General features: G+C 28.9%; 16 protein-coding genes. 11 read left to right on the top strand and 5 right to left on the bottom strand.

What is annotated here, in order from left to right; translation table 11 throughout:
- The first annotated feature begins 45 nt into the window (after nucleotides 1–45).
- The 3 genes from secD to CRU94_RS01785 are packed head-to-tail and all read left to right on the top strand — an operon-like array spanning nucleotide 46 to nucleotide 2,762.
- Nucleotides 46–1,611: a protein translocase subunit SecD gene (gene secD / locus CRU94_RS01795; RefSeq protein ID WP_129105114.1), complete on the top strand. Its 1,566-nt coding sequence runs from the start codon at nucleotides 46–48 to the stop codon at nucleotides 1,609–1,611.
- On the top strand, nucleotides 1,611–2,579 hold the full coding sequence (gene secF / locus CRU94_RS01790) for a protein translocase subunit SecF (RefSeq protein ID WP_129105113.1): 969 nt from the start codon (nucleotides 1,611–1,613) through the stop codon (nucleotides 2,577–2,579). The genes secD and secF overlap by 1 nt, the downstream gene beginning before the upstream one ends.
- A 3-nt stretch (nucleotides 2,580–2,582) precedes the next feature.
- On the top strand, nucleotides 2,583–2,762 hold the full coding sequence (locus CRU94_RS01785) for a hypothetical protein (RefSeq protein ID WP_129105112.1): 180 nt from the start codon (nucleotides 2,583–2,585) through the stop codon (nucleotides 2,760–2,762).
- On the opposite strand, the gene CRU94_RS01780 is transcribed toward CRU94_RS01785, so the two are convergent.
- The 3 genes from CRU94_RS01780 to motA are packed head-to-tail and all read right to left on the bottom strand — an operon-like array spanning nucleotide 2,755 to nucleotide 4,685.
- A complete protein-coding gene (locus tag CRU94_RS01780) occupies nucleotides 2,755–3,174 on the bottom strand; it encodes a hypothetical protein (protein ID WP_129105111.1) in 420 nt (139 codons plus the stop codon). The two genes, CRU94_RS01785 and CRU94_RS01780, sit on opposite strands and share 8 nt — an antisense overlap.
- A 9-nt stretch (nucleotides 3,175–3,183) precedes the next feature.
- A complete protein-coding gene (motB, locus tag CRU94_RS01775; RefSeq protein ID WP_129105110.1) occupies nucleotides 3,184–3,924 on the bottom strand; it encodes a flagellar motor protein MotB in 741 nt (246 codons plus the stop codon).
- A gap of 8 nt (nucleotides 3,925–3,932) precedes the next feature.
- Nucleotides 3,933–4,685: a flagellar motor stator protein MotA gene (gene motA / locus CRU94_RS01770; protein ID WP_066352535.1), complete on the bottom strand. Its 753-nt coding sequence runs from the start codon at nucleotides 4,683–4,685 to the stop codon at nucleotides 3,933–3,935.
- 146 nt (nucleotides 4,686–4,831) lie between these two features.
- Here motA and CRU94_RS01765 point away from each other — a divergent pair, with 146 nt between their 5' ends.
- The 6 genes from CRU94_RS01765 (at nucleotide 4,832) to CRU94_RS01740 (ending at nucleotide 12,032) form a co-directional block, all read left to right on the top strand.
- On the top strand, nucleotides 4,832–5,176 hold the full coding sequence (locus CRU94_RS01765) for a DUF6394 family protein (protein WP_129105109.1): 345 nt from the start codon (nucleotides 4,832–4,834) through the stop codon (nucleotides 5,174–5,176).
- A gap of 2 nt (nucleotides 5,177–5,178) precedes the next feature.
- A complete protein-coding gene (leuS, locus tag CRU94_RS01760) occupies nucleotides 5,179–7,647 on the top strand; it encodes a leucine--tRNA ligase (protein ID WP_129105108.1) in 2,469 nt (822 codons plus the stop codon).
- Nucleotide 7,648: 1 nt separating this feature from the next.
- Entirely contained in the window at nucleotides 7,649–8,158 is a 510-nt protein-coding gene (gene lptE / locus CRU94_RS01755) for an LPS assembly lipoprotein LptE (protein WP_129105107.1), read from the top strand.
- Between the two features lie 3 nt (nucleotides 8,159–8,161).
- Nucleotides 8,162–9,322, top strand: a complete 1,161-nt coding sequence (locus CRU94_RS01750) for a bifunctional folylpolyglutamate synthase/dihydrofolate synthase (RefSeq protein ID WP_129105106.1) — start codon at nucleotides 8,162–8,164, stop codon at nucleotides 9,320–9,322.
- Entirely contained in the window at nucleotides 9,309–11,417 is a 2,109-nt protein-coding gene (locus CRU94_RS01745; protein ID WP_129105105.1) for a DEAD/DEAH box helicase, read from the top strand. The genes CRU94_RS01750 and CRU94_RS01745 overlap by 14 nt, the downstream gene beginning before the upstream one ends.
- Nucleotides 11,418–11,516: 99 nt before the next feature.
- On the top strand, nucleotides 11,517–12,032 hold the full coding sequence (locus CRU94_RS01740) for a rhodanese-like domain-containing protein (protein WP_129105104.1): 516 nt from the start codon (nucleotides 11,517–11,519) through the stop codon (nucleotides 12,030–12,032).
- Nucleotides 12,033–12,060: 28 nt separating this feature from the next.
- On the opposite strand, the gene CRU94_RS01735 is transcribed toward CRU94_RS01740, so the two are convergent.
- On the bottom strand, nucleotides 12,061–13,767 hold the full coding sequence (locus tag CRU94_RS01735; protein WP_129105103.1) for a lysophospholipid acyltransferase family protein: 1,707 nt from the start codon (nucleotides 13,765–13,767) through the stop codon (nucleotides 12,061–12,063).
- Nucleotides 13,768–13,836: 69 nt separating this feature from the next.
- Complete coding sequence (locus CRU94_RS01730; protein ID WP_129105102.1) at nucleotides 13,837–14,247, bottom strand: hypothetical protein; 411 nt, start codon at nucleotides 14,245–14,247, stop codon at nucleotides 13,837–13,839.
- Nucleotides 14,248–14,352: 105 nt separating this feature from the next.
- Here CRU94_RS01730 and CRU94_RS01725 point away from each other — a divergent pair, with 105 nt between their 5' ends.
- Nucleotides 14,353–14,655 carry a hypothetical protein gene (locus CRU94_RS01725; protein WP_129105101.1) on the top strand — a complete coding sequence of 101 codons (303 nt, stop codon included), beginning with the start codon at nucleotides 14,353–14,355 and terminating at the stop codon, nucleotides 14,653–14,655.
- Complete coding sequence (locus CRU94_RS01720; protein ID WP_129105100.1) at nucleotides 14,655–17,639, top strand: DEAD/DEAH box helicase; 2,985 nt, start codon at nucleotides 14,655–14,657, stop codon at nucleotides 17,637–17,639. Before CRU94_RS01725 ends, CRU94_RS01720 begins: the two co-directional genes overlap by 1 nt.
- Nucleotides 17,640–17,701 lie beyond the last annotated feature (62 nt).

Below are 17,701 nucleotides of genomic sequence, written 5' to 3'. Positions count from 1 at the left end.
TTAAGATATGAGTTTTCATATCTTAAAATCTTCTAAGGATAAATATTGAAATTTTTAAATTTTAAACTAACAATTTTTTTAGTAGCTTTTATATTTGGAATTGTTTTTTCTTTTCCATCTTTGTTTCAAACAGAGTCTGGAAAAAAGGTAAATCTAGGACTTGATTTACAAGGTGGACTTCATATGCTTTTAGGTGTAAATACACACGAAGCAGTAACTTCAAAAATGAGATCTATCGCAACAGCTATAAAACACTTTACAGATGATGAAGAGGTTTTAATCGATGGATTAACTGTTGTAAATGACAATATTATTTTCTCTTTGTTGGATAGAGATGATGTTGTAAAAATGGATAAAATGCTTGAAGAGATAAAAGGTCTATCAATTATTAAAGATAATTTAGAGTATAAAGTAGAGCTAACACAAGAAGAGATAATTCAAACAAAAGATTACTCAGTTGCTCAAGCTGTTGAGACTATTAGAAATAGACTTGATCAATTTGGACTTAGTGAACCTACTGTTTTAAGACAGGGTGAGAGTGATATTATTGTTCAACTTCCAGGAATTAAAACAGCAGAGCAAGAGAAAGATGCTAGAGAGTTAATCTCAAAACCAGCAAATCTTGAGCTTATGGCAATAGATGAAAATAGAGCAGATCAAGTTTATAAAATGACAAATAAAGAGGCATCTTTATATGGAGATATTATTTTAGAGGATACAAAAAATCCAAATATTAAATATTTAGTAAAAGAGATACCAATTTTAGATGGTAACCAAATTGTTGATGCTCAAGTTGCTTTTAATCAATCAAATCAACCAATTATTAACTTTACACTAAACTCAAGTGGGGCTAGAATTTTTGCAGATTTTACAGCAAAAAATGTAGGAAAAAGACTTGCAATTGTACTTGATGGAAAAGTTTATTCAGCACCAAATATAAACGAAAGAATTGGTGGTGGAAGTGGGCAAATAAGTGGTGGATTTACAGTACAAGAGGCTGGAAATGTTGCTATTGCACTAAGAAGTGGAGCATTACTTGCAAGTATTAATATGCTAGAGAAAAGAAGTGTTGGACCATCACTTGGAGCTGATAGTATAAAAGCATCTATGATTGCTTTAATATCTGGAACAGTTCTAATTTTTCTATTTATGATGCTATATTATAGAAGAGCTGGAATGATTGCAAATATTGCTTTAATTGCAAATATATTTATTCTTTTAGCTGTAATTGCACTTTTTGGTGCAACTTTAACACTTCCAGGAATGGCTGGTATTATTTTAACAATGGGTATGGCAATTGACTCAAATGTTATTATAAATGAAAGAATAAGAGAGGCTTTAAGAGCAGGTGCTAGTGTTCAAAAAGCAATTGAAGATGGTTACTCAAATGCCCTAAGAGCTATTATAGATGCAAATGTTACAACACTTTTAGTTGCAATTGTTTTATATGCTTATGGAAGTGGAGCAATAAAAGGTTTTGCTGTAACAATTTCTATTGGAATATTAACTTCAATGCTTACATCAATTGTTGGAACTCATGGTATTTATAAAGCACTTTTACCAAAGATTTCAAAAGATAAAAATAATAAAAAATGGTTTGGAGTGGCATAATGGAAATTTTTAACAACAACAAAACATATAATTTTATGTCAAAAAAAATCTCATTTTTGGGATTATCAACTATATTAATAGTTGCTTCATTTGTTCTTTTATTTACAAAAGGTTTAAACTATGGAATTGATTTTTTAGGAGGTACTACTGTTCAAGTTAAATATGAACAAACTGCACCACTTGATAAAATAAGAGAAGTTTTAAAAGATACAAGATATTCAAGTTCAACTGTTACAGAGTTTGGATCACCAAATGAGGTAGTTATTAGATTTACAGGAAGTTCAAGTGAGCTTACAAATGATATTAGTGATGATATGAATAAAATTTTAGTTCCAACAGGAGATTTTGAGATTAGAAAAATCGATATGGTTGGAGCAAAAGTTGGAGCAGAGCTTAGAGAAAAAGGTATTATGGCTTTAACTTTAGCTTTAATTACACTATTAATTTATATTGCTATTAGATTTGAGTGGAGATTTGCGGTTGCTACAGTTATTGGACTTGTTCATGATGTGATTATAACTTTAGGATTAATAAGTCTATTTAGCATAGATGTAAATCTTGATATGATAGCTGCAATTCTTACAGTTCTTGGATATACAATCAATGATAAAATTATTGTAAATGATAGAATTAGAGAGAATCTAACAAATAGTAAAGAGAAAGATTTAGATATTTTAATAAATGATTCAGTTAGTCAAACTCTTTCAAGAACAATTCTTACATCTTCAACAACACTTTTTGTCGTAGCTACAATGCTTCTGTTTGGTGGAGAGATTATCTATCCATTCTCATTTACACTTTTTGTAGGAATTATAATTGGAACTTACTCTTCAATTTTTGTTGTTTCTCCATTTTTAAAATTCTTAGGATTTAAAATAGATGGTTATAGAAGTAAAGAGGCTATAAAAGAGCAAAAAAGAAAAGAGAAAGAGAAGCTAAGAGCTATGTATGAACAAGGAAGAGTTTAAGAGATGAAAAGATTAGTAGTAGCTTTTTTAATATTACTAATCACACTTTGTGCGGTAGTATATTTTTTTCTTTTAGAAAAAAATATCGATTTAAAAGAGGAAAAAAAAGTAGATACAACGCCAAATAATTCAACAATTAAAGAGAAAAGAGAGGCTATAAAAGAGGCTTTTGGTATTAAATAGAGTCTCTTTTTAGAAGTAAAAATATAAAATATGCACCAAATATATTTAAAGGTGATATAACAAAATTATATAAAATATCATCAAGAAATAGTGATAAAATAGCATTTAAAATATATAAAAACATTAAAAACTTCAATGTAGGATTAACAATCTTTGTTAATATGTTTAAATTTAAAACCCCAATCTTCTGTAAAACAATAACTACAAAAAATATATTAAAAATTATAGATATATATGCAAAATTGCTAAAGCCAATTGATAGTGTATAGATTTGAAAAAAGATTAAAAAAAGAAGAGTAGCTAAAGAGCCAAAACTAGCTAGATTTGATAAAGTTAGTATATTTTTTAAAAAGCAGCAAGATGATTTTTTATCCTCTATCTCTAAAAAATCATCTTTTTTATTTTTCTTCATATTTAAAAATTAATTCATCTTTTTAAAGATTGATTCTAAATCCATATCCTCTTCAGATATCTCTTCACCTGTAGTTCTAAGCTCAAATACAACAACTCTTTTATCTTTTAAAGTTGACTCTTTATTGCTTCCATAACCACTTGAGAATAGTTTTTTAGGGTTCACTTTATATTTAACAAGCTCTCTAATTACATTGTTAGCTCTTGCAGTTGATAGATCAAGAGCATCTTTGAATTTAGAGTTTCTAACTTCACTATCTTCAGCATAACCTTTTACATTTACCTCTGTATCTTCAGGCATTGCTTGAATTAAAGTTGCAAGATTTTCTAAAAAATCTTTTGCAAATATAGAACTAGCTTCAGCCTTTCCACTATCAAAAACTAAATGAGCTGGAACACTTAAAACAGAACCATCTGGAAGCTCTATTAAATTTGCACCTTTATTTCTATTTTGTTCTGCTTCTTGTTTATTCTCTAGTGTATGAACAATAACTTTTCTACCCTCTACATTTTCAGGATCAGCTTGATCAGTCATAGCTTTCTCTTTTTTTGTCTCCTCTTCTATAATATTTGCAGTTGGAAAATTATAGATTTTTATAAACTCCTCTTTTAGAGCTTTCTGTTTCTCCACATTTATAGAAGCCAGTGCATAAAGTGCAATAAAAAGTGCAAGTAAAAGACTCAAAAAGTCAGCATAAGGAACTGCCCATTTCTCACCAGCTGGACACTCTAGCTTTTTTTTCTTAGCCATTTATACCCTTAAAGAGGCATAGGAGTTACCATTTTTGTAAGCTTCAATTTAAGCTCACCTGGTGCATCTCCCCTTGCTATTGCTTTACAAGCTGCCAAAATCAAGTATTGCTCTTTTATTACTAAATGCCCTTTTGCTTTTAATTTCACTCCCCAAGGTCCTAAGAAAATATAAGATCCAGCAATTCCCATAACAGTTGCTGTAAATGCTCCAGCAATTCCAGCTGCCATTGCTGGTGGATTATCAAGTTGTTGAAGAGCAAGAATAAGACCAAAAACAGCCCCAACAAGTCCAATTGTAGGCGAAGTTTCACCTGCATGAAGCCAAAAGTGTGAAGCTCCGTGATAGTACTCCTCGGTTGCTTCAATTACAGGCTCTAGTTGCTCCTCTAGTTGCTCCTCTTTACTACCATCAACAACCATACTTAAAGCCTCTTTTAAGAATGCGTGGTCAATATTTTGAATATCTTTTTCTAATGCTAAAACACCCTGTTTTTTTACAGTAATTGCATACTCAACAAGCTCATCAATTCTAGCTTCAAAATTTACAGGAGATTTTTTAAATATTGTTTTAAACTCCTTAAATGCAGCCTTTACCAAAGAACTTTCAGTAGCTGTAACAGCAGCTAACATAGCAGTTGGAATAACAATTATAAAAGATGCTATATGAAGAACTCCAGCAGGATTTCCACCCTCAAGAGTAACCCCAACAGATATAGAAGTTAAAGCTCCTATCAAACCAATTAGTACAGATAAATCCATTTATTTTCCTAAAAAAAAATTGTCTCAATAATATCTAAAAGAAATTAAAAATAAGCTGTATTTTAAAATAGCTCTAAAATTAGTTTTTTATCCTTTTTTTGATACTATATTTGATTTTAAATTATCAATATAATAAAAGGATTAAAATGGACTGGGGCAAAGTAACCTATATTTTTCTATCTTTAATGTCGCTTACTACAACAGCTGGATTTATTTATGAGCCAAATACTATAGCTCTTTTTATAGCTGCAAGTGTAAACTTAATATCTACAATTATAAAAATTGGAGTAAAAAATCTTTTAGCAGCTGAACTCTTAGCTAGTTCATTAGTTGCAGATTTACATTTAATACCTGCGTTTTTAGTAATTGTGTTTAGTGGTGACATACAACTTGCAATAGCTTTAGCTATTGGAGCTGTTATAGCAAATATTGTATCAATTGCACTATCTTTAATTGAGAGTGCAAAAAGTAGTGAAAAGGAAGAGTATTAAAAATGCAATATTCTAGTAAAGAATTAGAAAAAAAGTGGCAAGAGTATTGGAAAGAGAACAACTCTTTTGAACCAAAAGATGGTTATGAATTACCAAAAAAATATATATTAAGTATGTTTCCATATCCAAGTGGAAGAATCCATATGGGGCATGTTAGAAATTATTGCATTGGAGATGCTTTTGCAAGACACTTTAGAAAAAATGGTTTTAATGTTCTTCATCCAATAGGTTGGGATAGTTTTGGAATGCCAGCAGAAAATGCTGCAATCAAAAATAGACTTCATCCAAAAAAATGGACTTATGAAAATATTGATTATATGAGAGAAGAGCTTAGAAGCCTAGGACTATCTTTTAGTAAAAATCAAGAGTTTGCAACAAGTGATGAGCTATATACAAAATTTGAGCAAGAGATATTTATTAAAATGTATGAAGCTGGAATTGTTTATCAAAAAAGTGCACACTTAAATTGGTGCAATGAGTGTCAAACAGTTTTAGCAAATGAGCAAGTTGAAGATGGATGTTGCTGGAGATGTGATAATGAAGTTGTTCAAAAAGAGATGCCAGGATACTATATTGCTATTACAAAATATGCACAAAAACTTCTTGATGATTTAAAAACTTTAGAAAACTCTTGGCCATCACAAGTTTTAACAATGCAAGAGAACTGGATTGGAAGAAGTGAAGGTTTAGAGTTTAAATTTGATTTAACAAAAGAGACTAGAGCAAAACTTGATAAGATGTTTTCAAGTTTTAAAGTATTTACAACAAGACCAGATACTATTTATGGTGTAACTTATGTTGCAATTGCACCTGAACATGAGATTGTAAAATATATGGTTGAGCAAGAGCTTTTACCAAAAAACAAACTAAATATTATTAAAAGAGTTCAAAAGGTTGCTGAAAAAGATAGAGCAACTTTAGAGAAAGAGGGTGTTGATTTAGAAATAGAGGTAATTCATCCTTTAACTGGACAAAAAGTTCCAGTTTGGATGGCAAACTTTGTTTTAAGCTCTTATGGAGAAGGTGCTGTTATGAGTGTTCCAGCACATGATCAAAGAGATTTTGAGTTTGCAAAAAATTATGATTTACCAATAAAGCAAGTTATTTCAAAAGATGGAAAACATAGTGATGAAAAACTAAAAGAGGCATTTGTTGAAGATGGAATTTTAGTTGATTGTGAAAGTTTTAGTGGTTTAACTACAACTCAAGCAAAACAAGCAATTACTTATCACTTTGAACAGAACTCTTTAGGAAATAAAAAAATAAACTATAAACTAAGAGATTGGGGAGTTTCAAGACAAAGATATTGGGGAGCTCCAATTCCTTTTGTTCATTGTCCAAAATGTGGATTAGTACCTGAAAAAATAGAGAATCTTCCAATTGCATTACCTTTTGATGTTGAGATAACTGGAGAGGGAAATCCTTTGGCAAATCATCCAACATGGAAAGAGTGCTCTTGTCCAAAATGTGGAGAAAAAGCAACTAGAGAAACTGATACTTTAGATACATTTGTTCAATCTTCTTGGTATTTTTTAAGATATGCAACAAACTATAAAAAGTGGCAAACAGAGGCTATAAACAAAGAAGATAGTAACTATTGGATGGATGTTGATCAATATATTGGTGGAATTGAGCATGCAATTTTACACCTTCTATATGCAAGATTCTTTACAAAAGTGTTAAAAGATTTAGGATATACAGATTCAAATGAGCCTTTTAAAAACCTACTTACTCAAGGAATGGTTTTAAAAGATGGTGCAAAAATGAGTAAATCTAAAGGAAATGTTGTAGATCCTGATTTAATTATTGAAAAATATGGAGCAGATACAGCAAGATTGTTTATTCTTTTTGCAGCTCCTCCAACAAAAGAGTTAGAGTGGAATGATAGTGCTGTTGAGGGAGCTTATAAATTTATAAAAAGATTTTATGAAAGAGCTGTAAATGTTACACAAAATGGGGTAGAAAATATTTTTAAAATAGATCAAAACTCTTTAAATGGCAAAGAGAAAGAGGCTAGATTAAAAGTTTATGAAGCTTTAATTAAATCAAATGAAGTTTTAACTAAAACTTATGCATTTAATACTTTAATTGCATCTTGTATGGAGGCTATGAATGCTTTATCATCTCAAGAAAACGAAGCAATTTGGGCTGAAGGTTACTATATTTTAACAAACATTTTAGAGCCAATTATTCCTCACACTGCTTGGGAATTAGCTAATAAATTTTTTGCTTTATCAAATTTTGATAAAAGTATTGAAATAAAGCAAGAGGTTTTTACAAAAGATAGTATAGTTTTAGCTGTTACAGTAAATGGTAAAAAAAGATGTGAAATAGAAGTTTCTATAAATGCTACAAATGAAGAGGTTTTAGAAGTTGCAAAAGAAGCTGCTAAAAAATGGTTAGAAAATGCAACAATTGTTAAAGAGATTGTTGTTCCAAATAAACTTGTAAATATTGTAATAAAGGGCTAAAGTGCTTAAAAAAATCTCTTTTTATATTGTAATAGTTTTAATTCTAAGCTCTTGTGGATATAGACCAACAGCACAATTAGCAAAAGAAGAGTTAGCTAAAAATATCTTTGTAAAAACAGATATAAGAGCTAGTGATCCTAGAAACTCTGTTTTAGTTAAAGATGCTGTAACAAAAATATTAGCTCAAAGATTAGATTCAAATCTTGTAGATAATCAATTTGAAGCTGAAATAATAATGGATTTAAGCATTGGAAGTGTTAGCTTTGGAGTTTTACAATATGATAGAGATGGTTTTAATAAGCTTTATAAAGCAAAAGTTAATATAAATGTAAAGTATTTTGATAAAGAGAAATCAAAAACAAAAAGTTTTACAGTTTCTGGAGAGTATGATTTCGCTGTTGATATAGGTGGAGAGATAAATGATACTCATAGATTTGAAGCAATTAGTAAAGCAAGTGATATGGCTGTAACTGAGATTTTATCAAGAGTTGCAGTTGCATCTTTTGAGTAAAATATGTCTTTAAAAACTTTAGATTTAAAAGGGTTTTTAGAGCATAAAACTCTTTATTATGACAAAATCGATTACAGCTATATAAAAAAATCTGCTGATATTTTATTAAAACATATAAATCTTCCTTTTACTATTCATATTGTAGGAACAAATGGAAAAGGGACAACTGGAAGATTTTTATCTCACTATTTATATAAAATTGGATTTAAAACTCTACACTATAGCTCTCCTCACATTAAAAAATTTAATGAAAGAATCTGGTTAAATGGTTTTGATATAGATGATGAGAGTTTAGAAATAGCTCATGAGTTTTTGCAAAATATTTTTTCTGAAGAGCTTTTAGAAAAACTTACATATTTTGAGTACACAACACTTTTGGCATTTTATATTAGTAAAGATTGTGACTATTTAGTTTTAGAAGCTGGTCTTGGTGGGGAGTTTGATGCAACAAATGTTGTAAAAAATGACCTTAGCCTTATTACAACAATTGGAGTTGATCATACCTCTTTTTTAGGGGATAGTGTAGAGAAAATTGCAAGAACAAAGATGCGTTCTGTTGATACAAAGATGATTATAGGTTATCAAGAGTTTGCTAGCGTTTATGATGTTGCAAATAGTGTTAAACTTGAGTTAAAAGATGAGTTTAATAAAGATATAGAGATTTTAAGAGTTGAAGATTTTAATATAGATTATAACTTTACATTTGCATCATATTTAAAAAGAAATTTAGCACTTGTTTTAAAATGTTTAAAAGAGTTAAAAATTGATATAAATCTTGAAATTTTTAACTCAACACCAATATTTGGAAGATGTCAAAAGATAAAAGATAATATATTTATAGATGTTGGACACAATCCTTTGGCTGCAAAAGTTATTTTAGAAGAGTTTAAAAATAAAAAATTAACTTTGATTTACAACTCTTATGCTGATAAAGATTACAAAGAGGTTTTAACAATTTTAAAACCAATTATAGATGAGGTATATATTATACCTTTGGAAGATAAGAGAGTTGTAAAAAGAGAGATTTTGGAAATTTGTTTAAAATCACTAAATATTAAAGAGATAAAGAGTCTAGAGTTTGATAATAATAAAATCTATCTTGCTTTTGGTTCATTTTTAGTTGTTGAGAGATTTTTGGAGCTAATTTCTTATGAAAAACCTTGAAGAAGAGCTAGAAAAACTATATTTAGAAAAATCAAAGATTGAAGCAAGAATTGCACAGCTTGAGAGTTCAAAAAATCAAAATATCAAAAAAGAGTTTTCAAAAGATGAAAAAATATCACTCTTTAGAGAACTTTTTGTTGCAAGAGCTGATATATACGCTAAAAAATGGCGAAGTCGTGATGGAAATAAAGAGGGTTTTAGTGCTGTAACTGCTACTTTTATGGGTGAAGATTTTTTGCCACTTACAAATAAAGAGTTAGAAGAGCACTTAAGAGGAAATATTTTTTTAGCATCTTATTTGATAAATAGAAATCAAGAGTGCTCTTATGTTGCTTTGGAGCTAAATAGTGAAGATGTTTTTAAACTTCAAAGAGCTTTAAAAGATTTAAATATTCCTGCCTCTTATAGCCTAAGCTCTTATAACTCTGTTTTTGCGTGGATATTTTTTAAAGATAAAATTGCTTCAAAAATATCTTTCTCTTTTTTATATTTTCTACAAAAAAAAGCAAATATAAGCTCTAAAATCTATCCAAATAGTGAGTTTTGTACAAATGAAAAGTTGGGAAACTTTATAGAACTACCTTTGCAATTAGAGCATAGAAGAAAAAATAGAACAGTTTTTTTAGACATAGATACAAAAAAAATATATGAAGATCAGTGGGCATATCTATCAAGTGTTAAAAAAGCAACAAAAGAGCAAGTTTATAGTTTTGCTCAAGTTTTAAGTGCAAAAAATATTCAAAAAGATTTAAAGCATATAGATTTTCCAATAAATAGTTTTGAAGTTGTTTTAAATAGTGGAATAGAGATTCCAATTAAAAACTTATCAAAGAGTTTTATTAGTAAGCTAAAATCATTTGCAACTTTCTTAAATCCTCAAGTAAAACTTCTAACACAGCTTAGAAAACCACTTTATAACACTCCAAAATATCTAAAAGGATATGAAGAGAGTAGTGATTTTTTAACACTTCCAAGAGGTGTAAAGAGTAGTTTATTTGAATATTTTAAAGAGAATTTATTGGATTTTTCAATAAAAGATGAGAGAGTTTTTGAAAAAATCAATACAAAAAGCGTTAAATATACTCTAAGACCAGAGCAAGAGGATGCTATAAAAGAGATTTTAAAATCACAAGAGTCAATTTGTGTTGCTCCTCCTGGTTTTGGTAAAACACTTTTAGGAGCAAAAATATTTGAGTTAAGAGCTGTAAAAACTTTGATTATTGTAAATAAAAATATGCTACTTGATCAATGGATTAGTAGGTTTATTGACTATTTTGGATATAAAAAGAGTGATATTGGATATTTAGGAAAGGGTCAAAACAAGCTTAATGGTAATATTGATGTTGCAACAATGCAAAGCTTAAATAACTCACCTCATTTAATCAAAAACTATACGCAAGTAATTGTAGATGAGTGTCACCATATTCCAGCACTTACATTTGAGCAGATAGTAAAAAATTTCAAAGGAACTTATATTTTAGGGCTTAGCGCAACTCCTAGAAGAAAAGATGAGTTAGACCCAATTTTATATCAACAATTAGGAGATATCTCCTATGAGTACAAAAAACCAAAAACACACACAAATGTATTAAAAGTTATAAAAACAGATTTTGTAAGTAGTAGCGATAACTACTCAACAATAATAGGAGAGCTTGTAACAAATGAGAATAGAAATAGACAAATTGTTGATGTAATAAAAGAGCACAAAGATAGAAAAACTCTTCTGCTTAGTGATAGAATTGAGCACTTAAATCTTTTAGAAGATATTTTAAAAGAGCAAAAAATTGATTATGTAAGTGTTCATGGAAGTCAAAATAAAAAAGAGCAAGTGCAAAATATGCAAAAAGTAAAAACAAGTTCACTTATACTTGCAACAAGCTCGTTTTTTGGAGAAGGAGTAGATTTTCCTCATCTAAATACAATTATCTTTGCAACTCCAATATCTTTTTATGGAAGATTAATTCAATATCTTGGAAGAATTGGAAGAGGAAATCAAGAGTGTTTAGCAATTGATTTTTTAGATAGCCAAAATCCAATTTTGAATTCAACTTATAAAAAAAGACTTGAAGGTTATAAGCAGATGCATTATAAATAATATTTTTTATAAATATCATTAATTAATCTAATATAATTTTTTATTATAATTTAATTCAAATTACTATAGACTTATTTCTATTTAAAATAAGGAGAAACTATGAAACTATTAAAAATTTTAGCATTTGCTTCACTACTTTTAACTTCAGCTTTTAGTGCTGAATTTGTAAGCTATGATGAGCTAAGCAAAAAATTAAAAAGTGATGCAAAAAAATCAGGAATGATGGCAACAACACAAGAGGTAAAAGATGCTCTAAAATCAAAAGAGTGGGCAGTTGTTGATGTAAGAACTATGGAAGAGTGGGCAGGTGCTTCTATAAAAGGAAGTTACAGAGTTGGAAGAGAAGCTCCTGAAAAAGCTTTAGAAAATATTGTTTTAGATGATGATGAAAATTTTGTAAAACAGAATTTAGTTGTAGTTTGTAACACTGCATCAAGAGCAGCTATTGAAGCTCAAGCTTTTAAACAAATGGGTTTTAAAACTGTAAAGATTTATGAGATAAATAGATGGATTGATGAGTGTAATCCTGTTGTTACAAAATATAGTGCAGGTGAGCACAAAGATGGAACTAAAACAAAGTTTGGTAACTACTACGCTGAACATTGCAAAAAGTAGTTTTAAAAGTAGAAAATCTTTTCTACTTTTAAACTATATATCTTAGCTTTATATGCTCTTTTATCTTCTTTATTTCAACTAAAATAAATCCATCTATACACTCATTAAAATCTTTATCAACACTAAAATCTAAAAATTTTACACCATCATCAATAGTTAGTTCACTATACTGTTTATACAAAGGTGGAATTGTAACACCCATATTTGTTAAAGCAGATTTTAAAGCTTTAAAATCCTCTTTTTTATCATCTAAAACAAAAAAATCCTTTATATCGCTTAGACGATTTGTATAAAAGTATGGATCTTTTGCTTGAACTAACTCTTTTTCGCTTCTGTAGTAGTGGCTATAATAAAGAGTCATTAAATCTTTTGCAATAGATGGAAAAGATGCTGGAATTGATACAGGTCCAAACATATATTTTATATTTGGATTTGCTTTTAAATATGCACCAATTCCAAACCAAAGATAATCTAAAGCTCTAGTTCCCCAATATTTTGGCTGAACAAAACTTCTACCTAGTTCAATTGAATTTTGAAGATAAAAGATAAAATCATCATTAAATTTAAATAAAGAGTTTGAGTAAAAACCTTTTACACCATATTTTTCAAAAACTAAATTTGCATTTGCAATTCTATATGCTCCTACAATCTCAAGTTCACTTTTATCATATAAAATAATGTGTTGATAGTAAATATCATATTTATCAGTATCTCTTTTTTTATTTACACCCTCACCAACTTTTCTAAAAGATAGCTCTCGTAATCTTCCAATCTCTTTTAAAACTATAGAGTCTTCAACATAATCATACAAATATACTCTTTTGCCATCATTTGTTTGAGCAAGGAGTTGAGATTTTTTTAGTTCGTTTAGTAGATCAATTCTACTTACAGGATGAGCAATTGCATTTTGAGTTTGAAAATATGATTTTTTGCCTTTATTTAGAGCATAAAGATGTTTTTTATATAAATTTACTATAAATTTTTTATTTAAACCCTTTGGAATAATATTCTCATTTGGAATAATTTTCCCAATCTTTATATTTATACTTTTTGATTTTTTATTAAACATCTCATTTGATAATAAAAGAGTTGAAAAAGTCTTATTTAACAAAGAGATTGTATAAAAAGTTTTACTATTTTTTGCATCTAAAAATATTGGTAAAATTGGTGCATTACTATTTTTTGCAAAATTTAAAAAACCTTTACTCCAAGTTTTATCAACTACACCTTTTGTAGTAGCTCGACTTACCTCTCCAGCTGGAAAAATTATAAGCGCTTCATTGTTATTTAAAGATTCATAAACTCTTTTTATGCTCTCTTTTGTCTGTTTATCTTTGAAGTTGTCAATTGGAATTAAAAGTGAATTTAAAGCCTCAAAACTACATAAAAAATCGTTTGCCAAAATCTTCACATCTTTTCTAACACTTCCTACAAGTTTGAGTAAACATAAAGCATCAAGTCCACCTAAAGGGTGATTTGCAATAATTACAACTTTTCCAGTTGTTGGAATATTTTGTAAATCGTTGCTTGAAACCGTATAGTCAAAGTCAAAATAGTCTAAAACAGCATCAACAAAATCAAAACCCTTTAGGTGTGAATTTTGTGATAAGAACTTATTTATTCTATCTTCATGAACTATTTTTTTTGCTACTTTAAGCAAAGATTTTTTTAGCAGACTGTTTTTTGTTTTTATATTTGGGAACTTATTTTCAATCTCTTTTTGAATATTAACCATCTTTTTCTCCTACAAAATGTAGGAATATTAGATGATTTAGGTTGCAAATTGGTTACATTTTAAGTTTTATTAAGAGTAGAACTCCACAGATTTTAATCTAGCAGCTCTTCTTGCATCTGAATCGTTCTCTTGTGGCTCATCATCTTTATCTATATATATTTTTCTTCTATTTTGTTGATTATCTTTTGGTTTTTGTTTCTCAATTTCAAGTTTAGCAACTAACTCTTCAAGTCTATCTTCTAGTTTACTATTCTCTTTTAAAAGCAAATCTTTTTGTAGTGCTAAATCATTTAACTCTTTTTTTAACTCTCTAGTTCTTTGTTTGTAAGCATCTTTTTCTCTATCAAGAATATTATTCATCTCTTTTAAATTGTTATTTTCTTGCTCTAAAAGCAGATTTTTTTTCATTAAGATTAGATTTTCACTCTTTAATCTTTGAGCATCTTGCATAGCAACACGGCTTAAAAGTTCATAGTTCATATAAAATCCTTAAGTAAAGATGGCTTAAATTGTACAATAAAAATTAGTAATTTAGCATAAATCTATATTATGTTAAAATTTTGGAATTTTTTTGCAAGGTTTATGATGATTACAATAGATGTTTTAGTGTTATTAGATATAAAAGGTTTACAAGATAGAGAGAAATTTGAGAAGCATGTTAAAAAAGAGGGTTTTATAAAAGTAGAGAATGAGGAGTTTGTATATACAGGAAACTCAACAACTACAACTTTTGCTACAAAAGCTTATATTTTGGAAGTATTTAAAAAAGGTTTACAAAAAAGTGGTTTTGAAAGTGCTTCTTTGGTTTTTTTATTAAATGAAACACCATATCCAGCTTATATATATGATAAAAATACAGATGATTTTGAACTAAGTGAAGCAAAATAGTGAAAAATATTTATAGCTATTTAAAAAATTTAAAAGAGCAAAAAAGATTAAAAGAGTGTGAACTTTTAGTTGTAAATGATGATAAAGAGGCAAAAATAGCATCTGATATAGTCTCATTTTTAGGTTTTACTCCTTTTGCGCTTCCAGATTTTAGAGCAAATTTTAAAGATGATTTGCTCTCTTTTAAAGAGGAACTTCAAGATATAACAAAAACTTTAAGTAGTTTTTATGAGTACAAAAAAGAGAATAAAATCTTAATCTCACCAATAAGAACTATTAGTTTTCCTCTTCCAAAAAAAGAGTGTTTTGATAGTTTTACAATCAACTTTGCAGATAAACTAGATTTACAAGAGTTAAAAGAGAGACTTTACAACTGGGGATACTACTTTGTAGATATTGTAACAAGTGAAGCAGAGGTATCTTTAAGAGGAGATATTTTTGATATAGCTCCTTTGGGAAGTGAGTTTGGATATCGTGTAAGTTTGTTTGATGATGAGGTTGAGAGTATTAGAAAATTTGATATAGAAGATCAAAAATCTTTTAAAGATGAGATTGAGAGTTTTATTATAAAACCTGCATTTTTGGCTCTAAACTCAGATACTTATGAAAATTTAAATGAAAAAATATCAACAATCTCTAGTGATGCGTTTATAAAAGATATTCACTCTTTAGGATTTTGGTATTTAGATGATATGGCAACTTATTTGCCACAAAATATGAGTAGCTTTATAACTTTAAATGCACTAAGTGAACTTGATGAAGCATATATTTTTGAAGAGAAGAGATTAAACAAAGATAAGTTTCTAACACTTCCAAAAATTATTGAAGATGATAGATACAAAGAGATAAGCCCATCAAATATAAAAGAGTTTATAACTTTTCACAAAGATAAAAAAATCACACTAATTTCAAGTAGCGAAGCTAGAGTAAAAGCTGTTGATTTAAGTTTAGATGATAAAGATATAAAATATATTTTTAGCCATGAGATAATAAATCTTTTAAGTAGTGATGAGGTAATAATCTCATTAAATAAAGAGATTAAAAAGAAGCGAAAAAAACGGGTTAAATTTGTAATTGATGAGCTGGTTTTAAATGATTTTGTAGTTCATGAAAAGCATGGAATTGGAGTTTACAAAGGAATTGAACCAGTTACTATTATGGGTGCTAAAAGAGACTTTGTTGTAATAAACTATCAAGGAGAGGATAGGCTTTTAATACCTGTTGAAAACTTAGATACTATTGACAGATATGTTGCAGATGGTGAGAGTTATGCAATTGTTGATAAACTTGGTCGTGGAAGTTTTGCAAAACTAAAAGAGAAAGTTAAAGATAGACTATTTGAAATTGCAAATGATATTATAAAACTAGCAGCTGCTAGAGAGCTTGTAAATGGTATTAAAATAGATATAGATGAGTTTTTAATCAAAGAGTTTCAAAATAAAGCTGGATTTACTTATACAAAAGATCAAACTAGAAGTATAAATGAGATTTTTTCAGATATTAGTAGTGGTAAAGTTATGGATAGGCTTTTAAGTGGTGATGTTGGTTTTGGGAAAACAGAAGTTGCTATGAATGCACTACTACCTATTATTAGTAGTGGTTACCAAGCTATATTTGTATGTCCAACAACACTTTTAGCAACGCAACACTATCACTCTATAAGCAAAAGATTTAAAGAGTTTGGAATAGATGTTTATAAACTAGATGGTAAAAGTAGTGCAAAAGAGAAATCTAGTATTAAAAAAGGATTAGAAGATGGAAGCGTTAAGTTTGTAATAGGAACGCACTCACTTTTGGATATAAAAACATCAAATTTGGCACTTGTGATAATTGATGAGGAGCATAAATTTGGAGTTAAACAAAAAGAGAAATTAAAAGGTCTTAGAGAAGATGTACATATTTTCTCTATGAGTGCAACACCAATTCCAAGAACGCTAAATCTAGCTTTATCAAAACTAAAAGGAATGAGTAGTCTTCTTACACCTCCAAGTGAGAGATTGGGAGTTCGAACTTTTGTAAAAGAGTATAGTGATGGTTTAATAAAAGAGATTGTTTTAAGAGAGAAAAGAAGAGGTGGACAGCTATTTTATGTCCATAACAACATAGCCTCTATTGAAGCTAAGAAAAAAGATTTAGAAAAGCTTATTCCAAATATTAAAGTAGATATTATCCACTCTCAAATAAAATCAACTGATGCCGAAAAAATTATTGAAAACTTCGAAAACAAAGAGTTTGATATTTTACTTGCAACTTCAATAGTTGAGAGTGGAATTCATCTTCCAAATGCAAACTCAATAATAATAGATGGGGCAGATAGATTTGGAATTGCAGATTTACATCAATTAAGAGGAAGAGTTGGACGAAGTAACAAAGAGGGATTTTGTTACTATGTAGTTGAAGATAAGAGCAAAATAACACCTGAAGCTATAAAAAGATTAGTTGCTTTGGAGTCAAACTCATATTTAGGAAGTGGAACAGCACTTGCTCATCAAGATTTGGAAATACGAGGTGGTGGAAATATTATTGGAGCTGAGCAAAGTGGACATATCAAGCAAATAGGTTATGGCTTGTATCTTAAAATGCTTGAAGATACTTTGGCAGTTTTAAGTGGTGAGCAAAAAGATGAGAAGAAAAGTGTTGATATCAAACTTGCTATTAGTGCCTTTATTAGTAGTGATTATATAGTGGAAGATAGAATTAGACTTGAACTTTATAGAAGATTAAGCCGTGTAAATGATACTTCTAGCCTTTATGCTATTGAAGAGGAGATGGAAGATAGATTTGGGAAACTTGATACTCCTACAAAACAGTTTATGGATTTGATTTTGATAAAAATTTTGGCTATGTCAAAAGGAATTGAACAAATAAGCTCTTATGAGATGAATGTTACATTTGTAAAAGATGGTATAAAAGAGACAATAAAATCAAGAAGCCGTGATGATGACGATATTATAAGTGCCACTTTGGAGTATTTAAGAAAGTAAAATGATAAATTTACTTTACATTTTAACTAAAAAACTCTATAATGATAAGTAAATTTATCATA

It is taken from the genome of Arcobacter sp. AHV-9/2010, from assembly GCF_004116575.1.
In the GTDB taxonomy this organism is placed as follows: Bacteria; Campylobacterota; Campylobacteria; order Campylobacterales; family Arcobacteraceae; genus Aliarcobacter; species Aliarcobacter skirrowii.
The sequence above is the reverse complement of the archived record's forward strand: the minus strand, read 5'-3'. Positions and strand labels throughout refer to the sequence as shown.